18 protein-coding genes are annotated in these 17,923 nt (G+C 34.9%); 8 read left to right on the top strand and 10 right to left on the bottom strand.

Going from position 1 to position 17,923, the window contains the following annotated elements; translation table 11 throughout:
- Positions 1-64: 64 nt before the first annotated feature.
- Positions 65-610: a TMEM175 family protein gene (locus FFM71_RS09700; protein ID WP_223876521.1), complete on the top strand. Its 546-nt coding sequence runs from the start codon at positions 65-67 to the stop codon at positions 608-610.
- Positions 611-644: 34 nt separating this feature from the next.
- Here the strand turns inward: FFM71_RS09700 and FFM71_RS09705 are convergent, their stop codons facing one another.
- From FFM71_RS09705 to FFM71_RS09715, 3 genes are all read right to left on the bottom strand, one after another.
- Positions 645-1,298, bottom strand: a complete 654-nt coding sequence (locus FFM71_RS09705) for an RpiB/LacA/LacB family sugar-phosphate isomerase (protein ID WP_137611974.1) — start codon at positions 1,296-1,298, stop codon at positions 645-647.
- Positions 1,299-2,159: 861 nt separating this feature from the next.
- Positions 2,160-2,633, bottom strand: coding sequence for an Rrf2 family transcriptional regulator (locus FFM71_RS09710; RefSeq protein WP_137611975.1), 474 nt, complete (start codon positions 2,631-2,633; stop codon positions 2,160-2,162).
- 30 nt (positions 2,634-2,663) lie between these two features.
- Positions 2,664-3,245 carry an NAD-dependent epimerase/dehydratase family protein gene (locus FFM71_RS09715; protein WP_137611976.1) on the bottom strand — a complete coding sequence of 194 codons (582 nt, stop codon included), beginning with the start codon at positions 3,243-3,245 and terminating at the stop codon, positions 2,664-2,666.
- 113 nt (positions 3,246-3,358) lie between these two features.
- On the opposite strand from FFM71_RS09715, the gene FFM71_RS09720 reads away from it, so the two are divergent.
- The 4 genes from FFM71_RS09720 (at position 3,359) to FFM71_RS09735 (ending at position 6,146) form a co-directional block, all read left to right on the top strand.
- A complete protein-coding gene (locus FFM71_RS09720) occupies positions 3,359-3,790 on the top strand; it encodes an SRPBCC family protein (protein ID WP_137611977.1) in 432 nt (143 codons plus the stop codon).
- Between the two features lie 86 nt (positions 3,791-3,876).
- Positions 3,877-4,872 carry an aldo/keto reductase gene (locus tag FFM71_RS09725; protein ID WP_137611978.1) on the top strand — a complete coding sequence of 332 codons (996 nt, stop codon included), beginning with the start codon at positions 3,877-3,879 and terminating at the stop codon, positions 4,870-4,872.
- A 123-nt stretch (positions 4,873-4,995) separates the two neighbouring features.
- A complete protein-coding gene (locus FFM71_RS09730; RefSeq protein WP_137611979.1) occupies positions 4,996-5,553 on the top strand; it encodes a TetR/AcrR family transcriptional regulator in 558 nt (185 codons plus the stop codon).
- A gap of 8 nt (positions 5,554-5,561) precedes the next feature.
- Positions 5,562-6,146 carry an NAD(P)H-dependent oxidoreductase gene (locus FFM71_RS09735; protein WP_137611980.1) on the top strand — a complete coding sequence of 195 codons (585 nt, stop codon included), beginning with the start codon at positions 5,562-5,564 and terminating at the stop codon, positions 6,144-6,146.
- A 285-nt stretch (positions 6,147-6,431) separates the two neighbouring features.
- Here FFM71_RS09735 and FFM71_RS09740 read toward each other — a convergent pair whose 3' ends face one another.
- Positions 6,432-7,253, bottom strand: a complete 822-nt coding sequence (locus tag FFM71_RS09740) for a Cof-type HAD-IIB family hydrolase (protein WP_137611981.1) — start codon at positions 7,251-7,253, stop codon at positions 6,432-6,434.
- A 329-nt stretch (positions 7,254-7,582) separates the two neighbouring features.
- Here FFM71_RS09740 and FFM71_RS09745 point away from each other — a divergent pair, with 329 nt between their 5' ends.
- Entirely contained in the window at positions 7,583-7,849 is a 267-nt protein-coding gene (locus FFM71_RS09745; RefSeq protein ID WP_137611982.1) for a hypothetical protein, read from the top strand.
- A 147-nt stretch (positions 7,850-7,996) separates the two neighbouring features.
- On the opposite strand, the gene FFM71_RS09750 is transcribed toward FFM71_RS09745, so the two are convergent.
- Positions 7,997-8,818 (bottom strand): Cof-type HAD-IIB family hydrolase, encoded by an 822-nt coding sequence (locus FFM71_RS09750; protein WP_137611983.1) that lies wholly within the window; start codon positions 8,816-8,818, stop codon positions 7,997-7,999.
- A 249-nt stretch (positions 8,819-9,067) separates the two neighbouring features.
- Between FFM71_RS09750 and FFM71_RS09755 the strand changes: the two genes are divergently transcribed.
- Entirely contained in the window at positions 9,068-11,842 is a 2,775-nt protein-coding gene (locus tag FFM71_RS09755) for a cation-translocating P-type ATPase (RefSeq protein ID WP_137611984.1), read from the top strand.
- A 59-nt stretch (positions 11,843-11,901) separates the two neighbouring features.
- On the opposite strand, the gene FFM71_RS09760 is transcribed toward FFM71_RS09755, so the two are convergent.
- From FFM71_RS09760 to FFM71_RS09770, 3 genes are all read right to left on the bottom strand, one after another.
- Positions 11,902-13,491: an ABC transporter permease gene (locus tag FFM71_RS09760; protein WP_137611985.1), complete on the bottom strand. Its 1,590-nt coding sequence runs from the start codon at positions 13,489-13,491 to the stop codon at positions 11,902-11,904.
- Positions 13,484-14,248: an ABC transporter ATP-binding protein gene (locus tag FFM71_RS09765; RefSeq protein ID WP_137611986.1), complete on the bottom strand. Its 765-nt coding sequence runs from the start codon at positions 14,246-14,248 to the stop codon at positions 13,484-13,486. Before FFM71_RS09765 ends, FFM71_RS09760 begins: the two co-directional genes overlap by 8 nt.
- Before the next feature lie 112 nt (positions 14,249-14,360).
- Positions 14,361-15,023, bottom strand: a complete 663-nt coding sequence (locus FFM71_RS09770) for an MmcQ/YjbR family DNA-binding protein (RefSeq protein ID WP_137611987.1) — start codon at positions 15,021-15,023, stop codon at positions 14,361-14,363.
- Positions 15,024-15,213: 190 nt separating this feature from the next.
- Here FFM71_RS09770 and FFM71_RS09775 point away from each other — a divergent pair, with 190 nt between their 5' ends.
- A complete protein-coding gene (locus FFM71_RS09775) occupies positions 15,214-16,023 on the top strand; it encodes a Cof-type HAD-IIB family hydrolase (protein ID WP_137611988.1) in 810 nt (269 codons plus the stop codon).
- 213 nt (positions 16,024-16,236) lie between these two features.
- On the opposite strand, the gene FFM71_RS13825 is transcribed toward FFM71_RS09775, so the two are convergent.
- Together FFM71_RS13825 and FFM71_RS09780 are read right to left on the bottom strand one after the other, a co-directional pair.
- Complete coding sequence (locus FFM71_RS13825) at positions 16,237-16,365, bottom strand: hypothetical protein (protein WP_263390697.1); 129 nt, start codon at positions 16,363-16,365, stop codon at positions 16,237-16,239.
- An 844-nt stretch (positions 16,366-17,209) separates the two neighbouring features.
- Complete coding sequence (locus FFM71_RS09780) at positions 17,210-17,908, bottom strand: YjjG family noncanonical pyrimidine nucleotidase (RefSeq protein ID WP_137611989.1); 699 nt, start codon at positions 17,906-17,908, stop codon at positions 17,210-17,212.
- Positions 17,909-17,923: the final 15 nt, after the last annotated feature.

The following is a 17,923-nucleotide window of genomic DNA, read 5'->3' on the forward strand; positions in this document are numbered from 1 at the left end:
TAATTTTTGCCTAATGTTCACATAATAAAAATAATCAAATTATGAAGAAAGAAGTAACAAGCAAATGCTGAAAAAAGAAAGATTCGAGGCCTTCACCGATGCTGTCATTGCAATCATTTTAACCATATTAGTTTTGGAACTTAAATTACCTGGAAATGATCATTCCATTCATGCGTTGATTAAAATATTGCCCAAATTTGCTGCATATATAATGACTTTTATCTTCATAGCAACAATGTGGGTCAATCACCATTTTCTCTTTTCCCAAGCGAAAGGCATAACTAACCAAATCATTTGGACTAATTTTGTCTGGCTCTTCATTGCTTCCCTTTTGCCAGCTACAACTGCTTGGTTAGGATCCGATATCTTTGCACGTACTTCGGCCATATTATACGTGATTAACGTTGTATTATTTAACCTAGCTACCTTACTTTTACGTCGTCAGGTAACCTCCAAAAATAATCTTAATAACATGCAAAATCTAAGCCGTAAGGAACATATTTCAATGGCTGTTAACCTGCTGACTTTAGTAGTCACCTGGTTTTTCCCACCTTTTCCCCTTTGTTGGACTCATTATCAACATCATAGTTTGGTTGCTTCCTCATACTAAAGAAAGTACAACTCTTTAATACAAACTATCTTCCCTATTTGCTTTTTGATGATTGTTTAATCTTAGTGGTCTTTTTTAGATAGTCTACTAATTCATTTTCGGTACCGTTCTCAAAAATAAATTCAAAAACATCATTTTTGCGATAAATAGAATCTAAGAATTTAGCATCTAGCCCATCCATGATTTCAATCATATTAGTTTGAGATAATTGTTTTATTTTTTGTTGTATTGTCGCATCATACTCTTTACGTTTGGAAGAATCCGCTGGATAGCCAACATTCATCGGACCATCAAATAACTTTTCCAATGTGAACTTCAAATTCAATTCACCTGACCAACCAAAATTTAAACCCAATGGAACCGATGCACAATTACCATGATTGATGCGTCCAAACAAATACGCATCGCTTGGAGTTGGCAAATAACCACACGTTACGTTTGGCAAACTGTTACAAGAGATATCCATACCGTTCCCAGAACTGCAACCGGTTACCACATAATCTACCGCCTTACTGTTCAATAACAATCCTACTAATATTGAAACTTGAACATATGACAAGATTGGATCTCCTTCGAAAACGCCAAAGTTTAAAACCTCGTCTGAATCATTGGTAGCAGCTTTGGTAGCCTCAAAAAGCACTTCATTCCTACTCATACGAGTGGTTTCCTGAATTACTGCAATTTTCAAAATCAAGACATCCTTTCTCTAACAAAATTTGCTAATAGCAATAATAATTACCTGTTAAACATATTATAAATTGTTTTATTATTACAAATGACCAGAAACGTACATTATTATTATTGGCAACTGACATTTGACTCCAATCATTTACTTTATGCTTAGAAAATTATTAATTAGACAACGTGTGAGTTATCATTAAATTATTACTTAGGGGCGAACCCATGCAAAAAGTTTTCAGATTATTTTTAATATTACTGTGGATACTATTTTTAGTGTTCTTCATAGTTTCAGGTTCAAAGAATGGCTGGCAGTCGGTCACCCCACTCATAGAGCACAATAGACCACAAGGGATATTTGGTTGGTTGCTAACTATACTGATAACCTTATCTGTAGTTGATATTTTTTATTACAACTCAACAAAATCACAACAATAGATTTAAATGCAAGATGAGAGTTATAAATAAATTATATAAAAATGAGTTGTACCACACTTAATTGATTGGTTCTTTAAGTGTGATACAACTCTTTTTTGCTAATTATAATCTGAAAATTGAAAGGTGAAAAAGTAATATAAACATTGCTATGACAGTCCTAAATTCAATTTATTTACCAATTCATTTAAATAGCAAAAAACCACAATTAGACATTCTTATTATTAAAAAACTAGTTGGAAGAGCTGAAAGTATTCATTTTGCAGTCAAAGTGGCGTTATTGCTTTAGCAATTACACCACCGGGCATGTTGGAGACTTACCGGTTCGGGGTAGGGCTTCAACCGAGATTCGAGACCGCATTTTGGCTCGAATCGTACCGCGCAGCATATGAATACTTTCAGCTCTGGAAACGATATAATGCATCCAACTTTCGGACTAATGAGGTAAATTATCATACCAATCTACAACACCATTTTGAAAACTATCGGATTCAAGTAATTGATCAAGAGTCATTGTTTTCAACACTCCAGAAAAGGCATCATTAGCCTGACTAAAAGTCTTCAAAGTCTGTTGCTCACTCTCCTGAATATGTACATTATCGCCTGGGAATAATTTACGAGCTAAATGTAAATTTGGTAATTGTAAATCATCAATATCTTCAATGGCCTGACAAACATCATATAAAGAGATAGAATCAATCGGTTTCAAAAGTGTAAAACCACCTTCTTTTCCAGCATTAGATTCTATTAACTCTGCCACTACCAACTTTCGAAGGATTTTTTTCAAATATGAATCTGAAACTTCGAGACGTTCACTTAACAATTGACTTTTTAAGGGGCGATGGTCAGTCTGTAAGGCCATCATTAGCAATACATAAATCCCCTGTTCAATACTCTTACTAATTTTCACAATTAATCCTCCCTTATTGCTGACCAGTAATTAATGTGTTGTAGCTAACAACTTCTCTCGCAACTCATCAACAACGTTATCAACTAAAACTGGTTTCATATTGGGAATGATTGTGCCAACCACTTTCAACAGTGGAACCAGTTTAGACATCGAATCGGACCTACCCGCGCCATAGACCAACGTAGGTTCTACAAAAGCCAAGGGAACGCTGCTTTTTTGAAGTTGTTCAATAATACGTGTCTTAGTCATTAGAAATTGCTTTGGACCGAGTTTACCACCAACAAATCCCATTGCTTGAACATGATATTCGGTAGCTATCGTTGCCATCATTTTAGCTGGATCGTCATTAACTGCTTTAGACGCTGCGGGATCTTTTTCTGGTCGTCCAATCAAATCGACAACGTATGCAATTTCTATCGGTAAAATTGCTTTCACTGCTGATAGATTCTCAATATTGACGGCATAATTATGAATCTTCGATCCTGTTAATTGATTTCTGCCTGATCTTGATAAGATCCAAAATTCTGCATCACTATCTGTCTGCTGCCATCTTTTTGTTAGCTCACGGCCAATATAGCCATTGCCACCTAATAATACAATATTTGTCGTCATATTATCATCCTCTTTCAATAGACTTTTAATATCCATGGATATATAATATCTTTAAATATACTTTTAGTCAATTATTTTAACTAATTTGCTAAATCACTTGAAAGGGTTCAATTATGTTAAAAATTCACGTTCAACAATCTATTAAGGCCTCACCTCAAAAAGTATTTTCTTGGTTAGCAAATTCTGAAAACTATCGTCACTCAAAACTTGTCTTTTATTCTAAATGGCAAGATATTAATACTAGTGAGAACGCCATTCGTCAAATCATTACCATTGGCGGTTGGTTTCAAGAAAAAATTAAAACTATCACACCTGACGAACTCATAACTTATGATATTCAGCAATCTTTTCCGGCCATGATTACAAGAGGAACAGGTAAAATTACTATTCGTACCTCCAAAAATCACACAACAATCGTGGATTGGCAACTCTCCTTAAATTTAAAATATCCTTCTTTGACTAATATCATTCGTAAAATCGTTACTAGTTTGTATGCAGACATCCTATTAACTGCCCTATATGAATTAGAGATGACAGACAAATAAACGAAGCTTGGTTGCGACTACATTCTTGAGTAACCGTTTACACAGGTTTACTATTAAAGAGTATGAATAATTAGGAGGTTGAGGATATGTATTCTGCATCAGAGGATCGATACAAAAATAATTCTGTCCGTCACGCCGGTAAAACTGGCTTGATGTTACCACCAATTTCTCTTGGTCTGTGGCGTCACTTCGGTAGTGCTGACCCATTGAGTGATCGTCGTGAAGTGATTTTACACGCCTTTGATAAGGGTGTTTTCCATTTCGACGTTGCTAATCATTACGGTGATGGTCAAGTCGGTTTCGGTAGTTCTGAAGAACTATTAGGAAAAATTTTGAAAGATGATTTAAAACCATATCGTGATGAACTTGTTATCTCAACTAAGGTTGGTTATGAGATTCACGATGGTCCTTACGGAATTGGTACTTCACGTAAATCGTTGCTCCAAGGAATCAATGATTCACTAGCTAGATTAAATTTGGACTATGTCGATATTTATTACGCCCACCGCTACGATGATAAGACACCAATTGAAGAAACCGTTCGTGCTCTAGATGATATTGTTCGCTCAGGCAAAGCTTTATACGTTGGAGTTTCTAATTATGAAGTTCCTGAATTAAAAAAGGCTATCGCCCTATTTAAACAACTTGGTACGCCATTTGTCTTAGATCAAATGAGTATGAACTTATTGAATGACCACGTTGAAACCAGTGGCATAGCTCAAGTCCTTAGGGACAATGGTGCTGGGGTAATTGCTTATGGCCCTCTTTGTGAAGGACTCCTATCTGATCGCTATCTTGGTGGAATTTCAAAGGATTTTAACATTCACCATACCAATGCCAGCCTACTTGACAAGGGACCAGAAGCTCTGGTAGCTAAGTTAAACAATTTGAACAATATTGCTAAAGACCGTGATCAAACACTTAGTCAAATGTCATTAGCTTGGTTACTACGTGATCCGGTTGTTGCCAGCGTTATTATCGGTACTACTAGCACTGAACATTTGGACGAAAATCTTAGGGCTCTTGATAACCTTGAATTTTCAACTGATGAAATTGAACAAGTCAATAAATTAATCAAATAAAACCGACCGTGATTAGTGAGTAATTAAATTTCCGATGGAGATTTAATTGCTTTTTTTATGCATGTTCACGGATTCTAGTTTTATAAAAATTTGCTTAATACTTTCAATAAAAAATTTTTTTTTATGGTTGGCCTAACTAATCAAACAAAAAATAACATCATTAAATTGACAATCAAAATCATTGATGAATTCGGATATACTAATATTTCTTTACGTAAAATGGCAAAAGAATTAAATCTCACCACCGGTGCCTTTTACAAGCATTTCTCTACAAAAGAACAACTTTTCTCAGAGGTTACCGTCAAATTATCAAAAGATATTGCGGCTGATGCTATTAAAAATTTGAATAAAAGTGACATCCCTGAAAAACAAATTCTGCAACTTGCCTATTCTTTCTTAAACCAATATCAGGAACACCCCAATATCATGGAATTCTTATTCTTTAATCCCACATCTAAAAGTACAATTGCTGATTCAACGACTGGTTTTGAATATTTGGATTTAATCAATCATTTAATTGCTAAATTAATTATTAAAAGAAATTTAGATAAAGATAAAAATACTTTGTTCATTCAACTTTGGTCTTTTATTCAAGGATATGGGAATTTGATTAGAAATAATTCAGTTCAACTTGATAAGAATCTTATTAAAACCACACTAAATGATTTCTTAAGGGAGTAATTTATATTATGACAAATTATCTTATTATTTATTGTCACCCATGGAATAAAAGCTTCAACCATGCGGTCTTAACACATGTTACACACAATCTAGATGTTCATCATGCCCATTATAAAATAATTGCTTTATATGCCGGACATTTTCAACCAATCTATAATGAAGCAGAAATGAGCTTATTTCATTCTGGGCAGACCAATGACCCAAAAGTAACTGAATATTTATCTGATTTGCAAACATCCCAGAAGTTGATTTTTATTACGCCTATTTGGTGGAATGACGTCCCTGGTATGTTAAAAGGATTTTTTGATAAAGTTATGAAAGAAGGACCCGGTTTATCACATATTGTAACTAAAACTGGTATCAAAGGTTTACTTACTAATTTATCTGAAGCTTACGTACTCACTACTTCGACTTCTCCAACGTTTTATTTAAAATTATTTTGTGGTAATGCCATTCAAAAGGTTTTTGTTAAAACGACTTTGAAGCAAATTGGCGTACAAAAATCACGATGGATAAACTTTGGTAATATTAGTAATTCAACTCTTACAAGTCGCCAAAAATATCTCCAATATATTGAAAAAATTGATTTTTAACTAAAGGTTGAAAGCTTAGATAAGTATGCCGTTTCCAGAACTGAGAGCATTCAATTGCTGCGCGAAACGGCCATGTTGAATTTTATAAGAATCAAATCTTAGTTATTATCAAAAAAAATGAACTCGAAACTGAATTATTCAGTTTCAAGTTCATTTTTTCGTTCGAGCAAGAATTCAAAGTCGTCAAACTAGATTTTAATTCTACTATTATAACTTTAATGGAATCTGAAGATATATTGTTATTTTGGTAATATGGAACGGCTATCATTTAATCCGTAGGTTCAATTACAAAATAAATTTATCAATAACTTCAGCTAAGGCATCTTGATTATTGTTGGCCTTAGTCACATATTTTGCGGCATCTTTTACCGTGTCAATACCATTAGCAACACTGACCGGCAATCCAACTGCCTTCAACATTGGTAAATCGTTACTATTGTCACCAGCTGCAATAATCTCTTCTGGTTTAATCCCTAATAACTTCCCTAACTGAACTGAAGCACTACCTTTATCAATTCCAGCTGGATTAAATTCAACATAGCGTCCAGATGAAAAAGTCACCGCCAATTTACTTGGATCAACTTTACTTTGAACAGCAGCACGCATAGCTTTACGTTCATCCACAGTTGGTAAGGCCATGATAACTTTCATAATATTTTGATTTTTGAATTGATCAAAATTCGGTGTCTTCATAATTTCAAATGAAACACCTCGTGTCTTCAAATAGTTAGAATCATCCGGTGTCGGATTATAAATATATAACACATCTTGAGTATAGACATGAGTAGCCGCAGAGGAATCGTCCGCCCCAACTTCAAAAACACTCTTAGCAACATCAAATGGCATCGCATTAACAATCAGTGGTTTATTATTCTTGTTTTCCAGAACTAAACCACCATTATATGAAATTGAATACTGATTGGATTGATTACGCAGATGCATTTTCTCTAAATCATTTTGAAATGACGTGTAGCTCCGACCAGAGTTAACTACAAAGTGAACTCCTTTAGCCGTAGCAGCTTGAATAGCAGCTGCATTTTTTTCAGATAAACTTCCATCATCGTTCATCAATGTCTCATCAAGATCGCAAACAATCATTTTATACATAATAAAATCCTCTCAATTTTTAGCACAATTTTTTAAATACTACCTATCCACTTTATCGAACTACTCATGTAAACGCAACCACCTGAGTTTATTATCCTTTTTCTCAGGCTTAAGATAATTCATTGGACTATTTTGTCACAGTTCCTTTTTTAGTATAATTCTAAAGGTTGAAAGTCTAATTAAATTTGCCGTTTCCCGAGTTTGAAAAAGGTATTATTACAACTCAAAAGGATTCACCGTTAGCACCTGGACGAAAAAGCCAGAGCTATCAATAGCAAAGCCAAAAAAGTATCCATTAGCAAGAAAATGAAGAAGCCGATTTAATCGGTTTGGCACGTCCAATTGTTTTGATATCCGATTTACCCAATCAATTTGAAATTGGAAATTTTACTAAAATAAACTTACATCATCTCACAACAAAAATTAACAGTTTAGATAAAAAAGTTGGTCCTTTAGTTGGCTTAAGCTACTATCAACAACAAATGTTCCGGACTGCTAAAGGTTTACCTGTACAAATAACTGACAGTGCCTGGAGTTCACTAGGATTTTCTTTCAAACGACGAGGACTATCTGCCCTAATTCCTCAACGAGGATAAAAACATTCTAGAACTTGTCCTTAAACACGCTACATACATGTACGAAAAGAGTATTTACACTTAACCAAAGAAACAGGATAATCCGATTTTGGATTACCCTGTTTCTTTGGTTAATGCTTGAAAGTTGACCAGGTTTGGTCCAACTCTTTAGATCAGGCGACTCAAAACATTGAGTACACCCTCGTCATTATTGGATTCAGTATGATGATTAACTGCACCCTTAATTTTATCTGTTGCATTAGCCACAGCATACCCATAGGGTGTCAATTCCAACATGCTCAAATCATTTTCATTATCACCAAACGTCATAATTTCATCGTCAGCAATATTGAATCTATTTTGTAATTCACGTAATCCGGCAGCTTTATTGACTGAGTTTTCGCTGATCAATTCCGTATTGTAACCAGATGTTTGACTGGATAACCCGGCTGGTAAAGCTTGACGTAACTTAGATATCACGGCTTTAAAATCGACTTGGTCTGCAAATGTCACGCCAATACTAGTAACTTGATCTTGTAAAACTTTCGGCGTCACGGTTGGCAAATTATTAACACGTTGCAAGTGATTGTAATAATGATAAGTTAAATCAAAGGCTGCCTGTGAAATTGTTTGATCAACATAAGCTGACTTAACTCCAACAACCAAATGTTCAGCAATATCAGTTGGCTCAAATTGATGGTTAATAATATCCAAGGTTGCTGTCACAGCCTCTGCTGGCATTGCCTGAATCAATAATGGTTGACTGTTGCTGTAAACTGCCGCGCCATTTTGAGAGACAAAATCCATTTCTGTTTTAAATTCGTCAAATTGATCTAACAAACGCTGATATTGCGAGCCACTGGCAGCGACTACACGAACATCCTTAGCTCGTAATTCTTTTAAAATCTCACCAAAGCGTTGATGATTATATGTATTTTGATCATTTAGGAAAGTTCCATCCATGTCAAAAGCAACTAATTTAATGGTCATAAATTTATCTCCTTAAAAATCATTATTTTATGATATCACAAAATGCACCATTTTCCGAAAAAAGTCAGCTGCAACTCTTTACTTTGTGCGTTTAATTAACTACCATTGCTCAGTGAATTAAGTGTTACTTTAATACTTATTTTTATATTAGAACTATAATTACGTTAATGAACGGGATGAAAATTTTCTAATTTAAAATCCAATTTCATTGTTTCATGAGGGTTTTTTCAAAAAAAGATGGTGAAAAAAATGAAGGACATTCATGTACAAAATTCTAAAGAAAATTACGCTACTGAGTCAATTGAACAATTACTGAACCACTTGCAGACTACTACAGAAGGCTTGAGTCAAAACGAGGCCACTAAACGACAAGCAAAATACGGACCCAACATGATTCACCACAGCCAACAAAAGTCACAGATTAAGGCTTTTTTGAAAAATTTTATTAGTCTGATGGCGATTCTTTTGTGGGTCAGCGGTTTGATTGCCATTTTTACTGGCTCGGTCGAATTAGGTATCGCGATTTGGCTAGTTAATATCATCAACGGTATTTTCAGCTTTTGGCAAGAGCATAAGGCTGCCAAGGCAACTGATTCTTTGATGGCGATGTTACCAACATACACTCAAGTATTTCGTGATGGTGCAGAAGAAAAATTAAATGCCACTGATTTAGTTCCTGGTGATGTTTTCAATTTACAAGCTGGTAACTCTGTCCCTGCTGATGCTAGATTACTCGAGGCAACCTCGATTCAAATTGATCAGTCAGCCTTAACTGGTGAAACAGTTCCTGAATCTAAAAATGTTAAATTTTTACCCGGTGAAGGTAAATTTTCCGAATCAAATTTAGTCTATGCTGGAACTACTGTTGGGGCCGGAACCGCCAAAGCTGTAGCTATCACAACTGGTATGCAAACTGAATTTGGTAAAATTGCTTCACTAACTCAAAAACAAAATAAGGAAATTAGTCCACTACAATTGGAATTAAATCGATTAACAAAGCAGATTTCACTAATTGCCATGGGTATTGGTGTGGCCTTTTTCGTGGCTGCAATTCTCGTTGTACATAACCCTGTTGCACAATCATTTATCTTTGCCTTAGGTATGATTGTTGCCTTTATTCCCGAAGGACTTTTGCCAACAGTCACATTATCATTGGCCCAAGGTGTCCAACGAATGGCTAAAAAACACGCTTTGGTAAAGGATTTAAATAGTGTTGAAACCTTAGGTGAAACTACCGTCATTTGTTCTGATAAAACTGGTACTTTGACACAAAATCAAATGACCGTTAATAATATCTGGTTGTCTTCAGGCGTATATACAGTCTCTGGTCAAGGATATGTCAATAACGGTACTATTCAAAGAAAGCAGCAAAAAATTGATTTTCAAAATGATCCGGATTTGAAACAATTACTGACCATCGCTGCATTTAATAATGATACAACCGTTGAATATGCTAAAAATACCAAAAAGCCGAAGATTTTAGGTACACCAACTGAAGCTGCACTAGTGATTTTGACCCAAAAGGCTGGCTTTCAAACTAAAGAATCATTGAAAGAGAGCCCTCGGCTAAAAGAATTACCCTTCGACTCCGACCGTAAGCGAATGACCACAATTCACCAACAAGGCAACCAATTATTATTTGCAGTTAAAGGATCTCTGAGTGATCTTCTAAAACAATGTTCGACTATTCAAGAACACGGAAATATTCGTCCCATAACAAGTGCCGATCAGACCGCTATCAGCCAAGCTAATCGATCATATGCTACTAAGGGGTTACGTTCATTGTCATTCGCCTATCAAACAATTCCCTACAATGGCAAAGATCAACTTGATGATTTGACCATTGACAATGTCGAAAAGAACTTAACTTTCGTTGGTTTAACAGTCATGGCTGACCCCCCTCGTCCTGAAATTTATGATGCTGTCAAGAAATGTCACAACGCTAAAATTAAAATTATCATGGTTACTGGCGATAGCGAAATCACTGCCAAATCAATCGCCGTTAAAATAGGTATCACAAGTGACAAAGCCCGTGTCGTTACTGGCTCTGAATTAGATCAAATGAACACAGATGAATTAAAGAAGGCTCTCGAAGGTGAAATCATTTTTGCTAGAGTCGCTCCTGAACAAAAGTACAAGATTGTTTCGACCTTACAAACAATGGGTCAAATTGTTGCTTCGACTGGTGATGGTGTTAATGACGCTCCAGCTTTGAAGAAAGCTAATATTGGTGTCGCTATGGGTGTCACCGGCACAGATGTTGCCAAAGATGCTGCCGATATGATTCTAACTGATGACAACTTTGCTTCTATTGTGGCCGCAATTGAGGAAGGTCGGACAGTTTATAGTAATATTCAAAAGTTCTTGCTATACATCTTCAATTCCAATGTACCCGAAGCTATCCCTTCAGTCCTATTTTTACTCAGCCGTGGTTTGATTCCATTGCCATTGACAGTTCTACAAATTTTAGTTGTTGATCTCGGAACCGATATGTTGCCAGCTTTAGGACTAGGTGCTGAGCACCCTGAACCAGGTATCATGAATCAAGCCCCACGTTCTCGTAACTCTCACTTACTTGATAAACATTTAGTTTTGACAGCATTTGCTTGGTATGGCGCGATTGCTTCACTAGTTTCAACTCTGGCATATTTCTTCGTCAATTTCGAAAATGGTTGGCCTGCTCAACACTTGTTATCATCAGGTATCGGTTATAATCGTGCAACAACAATGACTTTAGCAGCAATTATTTTCTGTCAAATTGCTGCAGCCCTTAATTGTCGAAGTAAATATACTTCAGTTCTCAAATTGGGATTATTCAGTAATCACCGAATCTGGGCAGGTATTGTCTTCGAAGTAATTTTGTTGGCAGTTCTCGTCTATACACCAGGTATTCAGGGCGTGTTCAATACCGCTCCATTACAAGTCAGAGATTGGGTATTCTTGTTTATCGTTCCAATTCCAATCTTCCTGATTGAGGAATTAAGAAAATTGATTGTTAGATATAGACATCCACAAACTGCATAGTTTTTCTGGAGTCAAAAAGACTGAATTTACTTAGTTAAAAAAGTAAACTCAGTCTTTTTTTAATCAAATTGGCTCCAAAATTTTACTCGATAATGTCTCAACAATAACCAAGATACAACTAAAATTACCGCTAAAGCGATAATATTAATCATTGCAGCCCAAGGTGTATTAATTAGCAACATACTGTACGCCACGACAATAATTACACTGATAAATACTGATGCAAACATGGTTGCTACCATCCCTAGATTACCGCCGCCACGATTGAATAATTCGGTTACATTCGTCCAATTGGTCAACCTTAAACGATAATCACGGCTGAAATAATGCAAGCTCATCAAATAAGTACCCCATGCAGATCCACATATTAAAGCCAATGCCATTACCAAACCAGCTTTCAAAACTACTGACATAATAATGACTATCACAACATTGAGAATAATTTGCATTAAATAACCAAATAAAAATTTTCGATGTAAATATTGTTTCATCGAAATTGGTAACGATCTAACAAATTCAAAGTTAGCTCTATCTAATGAAATTAAATTACTCACTAAAGCCGACTGATTAGTTGTAAAACTGCTGAACGCAATCCCACCAACGAAGAAAACCCCAATCCACTTGAGTGGAAGGTTACTTGGTAGTTTGGCAAACGAAAATGAAATAATAAAAATTACTGGAATCATAATTGAATTCATTACGACTTGTAATAATAAGTTCGGCTCTTTCAATAATTGCCAATTATAAGAATCTAAATTGGCATTCAATCCTTGACGTTTAACGGCCTTTCGTTGGTTTGATCGGTTAAGCGAGGCTGAATTAACAGTTGTCAACTGCTCACTCAATTGCGGCACAATCAAATACTTTAAAATTCCACCAAACACGGCTAACAGAACCAATAGTCCTAACCATGAAATCCCGCTATTTACGGAAACAGGTACATTAAAAATTTGGAATATTGGCATAAAAATACTGATTACCGAGCGATCGTATCTTGCTCCAGTTGCAGTGTAATTGTTACTGTTATTCATCAACATAATTCCGCCAATAGCGATTACCATCGATATTCCCATCAAACCATTCATAACTAAATTCTGATGTTCACGAAAAACCTTTGTCTTTGTTAATGAAAAGACTACTAGTGCACAGAACATGAAAATAATTGTCATTATAAACAGATAGACAACTAGTGACATTATTAGCGATACTGGAATCATTATCCCTGAATGCCATCCCGTTAAGAAAAATGCTATCAACAAGGGTAATGTGAACGGGAATACATTGAACGCAACAATTAAAACTTTGCTTAAGAAAATTTCATTTTGACGAAACGGTAACGGCAAATAGCTATTGATATCTTTTCCAGCAAAGAATACATTATACAATCCAGAAATACTCTGAGATATTCCTAATAAAACAAATAATCCCACATAAAATGTAAACATTCCTGGCATCTTGCTAAAGTCAATTGAAAACATCGTAAAACCATAAATAGCCAAGAAAATAAATGTATTGGTCAAAAATTGTAACTTCAGTTTATTTGTTAATTCTGTACCATTCTTACCTTTCTTACGATAGCGGTCAGTTGCCTGCGGATTAACCAAGCGTAAATTGACCGCCAATAAAGCCCCCAGTTGTCGTTTATTCATTGATATCACCTTCGATATCATCAACTAAGTGACCATCTCCTTGGCGACCAGCCATCTGTAAATATATTTCTTCAAGTGACTCGTTCTCATATTGAGCTAACAAATTTTTAACTGAACCGTTATATATCAGCTTACCAGTCTTTAGAATAGCCAATTCATCACATAATTGTTGAGCAGTATCCAAATTGTGAGTTGAAAAGATAACCGTTTTACCTTTTTTTGCATGAGCTTTCATCAATTGTTTCAAATCATAGGCTGCCTGTGGATCCAGTCCTTGCATAGGTTCATCCAAAATCCAAATATCAGGTTCAGACAATAATGCTCCGATTAAAACAGTTTTTTGACGCATACCATGTGAAAAACTAGCAATAGTTTCATCCACATGTAAACCCATATTAAATAACTCAACCAGCTTTTGACGGCGTGCTTTAACCTCGCTCTCGGACAAATCATAAGCCGCTGCTAACAAATCCCAGTATTCTGCCGCAGTTAACTGTAAAAAGATATCTGGAGTATCAGGAACATAAGCAATCTTTTGTTTAATTTCTTGGCGATGTTCTGATAATTCAAGCCCATCAACTGTAATAGACCCACTCGTGGGTTGAATAATACTAACTAGATTTTTGATAGTAGTCGATTTACCAGCACCATTATGTCCCAAGAATCCGAAAATCTCCCCAGGTTTAATTTGTAATGTTAAATGTTGTAAAGCCTCTTTATTGCCATAGCTCTTTGATAGGTCGTTGATATCAATCATATTTGCACCCCATAAATATTATGTTAGTAATAAGCATAGCAAAGTTTTGTATTGAATTCAGGATATTAAAAAAATTCCAGATAATTTATTTGCTATTTTTAATTGACAAAATTTATTTTGCTAAATCATAACTTGCTTGCAAACGGTCAAAAATTTCTTGATTATCAACTGATCCGTCTAACATAATCGTGTACCAATTTTTTTTGCTCATATGATAACCGGGGAAATATTTGCGATTATCGACCAGCTTATCAATTATTTCAGAATCTGCGCGCATATCCATTACCGTAATACTTTTTTCGGAATCCAGTCCTAATTTTGATTTAGGAATTACCGATAATAGTCCAAACCATTTATTAGTATCGCCACGGCGCCAAATAGCATTGTGGGGAAATTTCTTCCAAAGATACTCCAATTGACTATCATATGTATCATTTATGTAATCAATAATATCTCTGACCTGTGGTTCCTTAAAGACGTCTTTCTCGTAACAAGCAGCCTGTATTTTATCCAACACCGATTGATAATCATTGGAAACTTTAGTAACAAATTTCCCAGTTGCACCAGGTTGTAAATGCAAAACATATTCCGCTTTAGTTTCGGAGTCAATTACTTTAGTTTCTATATTACCGTCTTTATTAACAGTTACTTTAAGCAAAAATTGATTATTAACAATGAGCTCCTGATATTCATAAACTGCGCCGTTTTTAATAAAACCAAATTTTGCCAACTTATCAAGATTAACTTTACTATCTTTGAACTGAATTGTTGCCATTATACTCTCCCCTTCAACCCATTTGACTTCTATTATATCAGAGCAGATGTATTGTCTATTTGGAAATAAAATGTCAAGCAATTATTACAATTAAACTTTTAATTATTTAACATAATTGATGGTTTTAATTGGACTTTTCTTCTACATTTGATTGGTAAAGATTAGTACATCCCACTTTCTAGGAGAAAATATGAATTATAAATTAATCGCTATCGACATTGACGATACTCTTTTAAGTAGTGCCAAAACCATTTCAGATAAAAATAGACTTATGATCACAAATGCTTTAGCACAAGGTATTAAAGTTGTTCTTTGTTCAGGACGACCACATAAGGCGATGGAAAAATATGCCATGGCTCTTGGTATCAATGGAACAGAACAATATATGATTACTAACGGTGGTGCCATTATTGAAAATATGCATGGTGAATTTATCATGCAGAGAACACTTTCAAATGAATTTTATCGCGAATTTGTTGAATTCACCCAAACCAATGACCTTTCCTATTGTGTTTTTGACGTTAATGGCAACATTTATACAAGCAATAACTATGATATCAATCGTTTTACAATTGCGATGGCCTTTGAAGGCAACGACGACTTACATATCAGACGACCTGAGGATTTGCCACTTAATTTCGAAATTACTAAAGCTGTCATTAATGCTAAAGAGTCTAAATTAGATGAGATCGCACATTTTATCAAAGCATCATTCACCGATTACTTTGTTGTACGTACTGGTATCGGTTATTTAGAAATCTTCCCTAAAAGCGTAAATAAAGGTAATGCCGTGAAATTTCTTGCAGACAAATTAGGAATTAATATGGAAGAAATTATTACTTTTGGTGACCGCGATAACGATATTTCAATGATAGAAATTGCTGGAACTGGAATTGCTATGGCTAATGCGACTGAAGGCGTTAAAGCAGTTGCTAATTACATAACTACCGACAACAATCATGATGGTGTTGGCAATGCCATCGAAAAGTTTATTGAATAAAAAATTTGAGATATAATTTTTTTTGCATAAAACGAATAGGAACTGTAGTCCAAAATCGGATTACGGTGCGTATCCGTATTTAATTTAGAAATTTGTCAAAAAGAGTCTGTTTCTCATAACCAAAGTTGAGAAAGAACCAAAAAAGACACTTATCAGGTGTCTTTTTTATTTTAAAATTAGTATTTTATTTATTTTTTTAAGCATTTTTGAATTCTATATCAATTGAGATTTAATAATCTTATCTAATTTGTTTTTATTATCAATATATGTTTCTCCGTCCATGAATTCTAAGAATGTAATTGCCGACGCCTTCGTTGTATCATCTTTTAGAGTAACCACCATAGGGAGAGAACTCCAAAATCTTGATTTACTACTGACGGTAATATATAATAATAGATGAAAAGAGATCACAGGAATTGGACTCCCATGATCTCAAACATCGAATGGAAAATGGTTGAATTTTGGTAAGACTAATCTAAATGATTAGTCTTTTTTAGTGTCTTAGCTTCGACGTATATGTAATACGCTTTAGCTAAGTAATACACACTAATTGCAAGCTCAAAGAGCTGCAAAGCAAAACCTCCAAACTTATCCTTGCTATCATAGCCATACACCTCCATCTAATGGATTAGTTGAGGGGTGTTGCACCCATATAACTGTTCGACTACAACCAACAAGGGTAATTACTCCTCGAACGCTTGGCTGTATACCTAGTATATCGAAGATTGATAATGATTTAAAATTTATATTTCTATTTACAATAATCGAAAAATTGTTAAATTAAGAGGTGTTGATACACACATTCTACAATCAAGTTCATCTTTCTAGTGGCAAATTGTACGGGACGTGAACTACTTGGCAATGAATTACCGAGCTTTCTTAATTAGCAACTTTTGTAAAGAAGAATTCAAAAATGAAAGAAACTGATTTATCTAAACTAGCAGTAGCAGCTAAGGTAAGTAAAAAATAGTTTACTGAAGTTGGGTTAGTATTCATCTACTTAATTCGTGGTAATCAACTGTTCTTCTTCAGCAAAAACTCCGAAAAAAGCTATTCCAACTGAAGAAACAAAAGTTAATTTTTCTCCTACCGGAGTCTTCTCTACGTTTAATCCTGCTTCCTTGCAATGGCGTTATGCCAACTGTCTCTATTCGCCTTTCTACTTGAAAGTTACGCATTTTTTGTTTCACTCTTTTTGTTTTTCATCCATCACAATTTCTAGAACTTGCTGATAATTGTTAGCGATAAAAGTTGGTTGAATTTCAGAATCATTGATTTGATTATGTGGGTTGAACCAAATACTATTCAACCCAGCTCTAGTTGCACCTAAAATATCGGATTGTAACCGATCACCAATCATCAATGCATTATCTTTATTCAAATGAGGATGTCGTTGAAATACTGGTTTAAAAAATTCAGCACTAGGTTTTGAAAAACCAATATCTTCAGAAATAAAATAATCATCGAAATACTTATCCAAGCCTGATCCCTTCAACCGTTCCAATTGAGTTATTTTAACGCCATTAGTGCCTACAAATAATTTTATTCCAACAGTTTTTAAATTTGTTAACAATTCTGTAACATTTGGAATCGTATAAAAATTATGATTTAGCATCTCCCGATATTGAGCTTCCAACTTCACACCATCAGCATCAATGCCAAATACAGCCAGTGTTTTTGAAAACCTAGTATTTAACAGGAGCTGTGGTGATGCCCCAGTTTCAATATTTTCCCATATTTTCTTGTTCAATGATAAATAAGCCTGTAACGCGCTTTGAACATCTGGAACACCCTGTTGTTTCAAAATCTGAGTAACTCCCTCAATCTCGCCTTTATGAAAGTCGAGAATAGTATCATCTAAATCAAAAATCATGTACTTTATCATTTATAATTCCTCAAT

The organism is Companilactobacillus huachuanensis, assembly GCF_005404815.1.
Lineage (GTDB): Bacteria > Bacillota > Bacilli > Lactobacillales > Lactobacillaceae > Companilactobacillus > Companilactobacillus huachuanensis.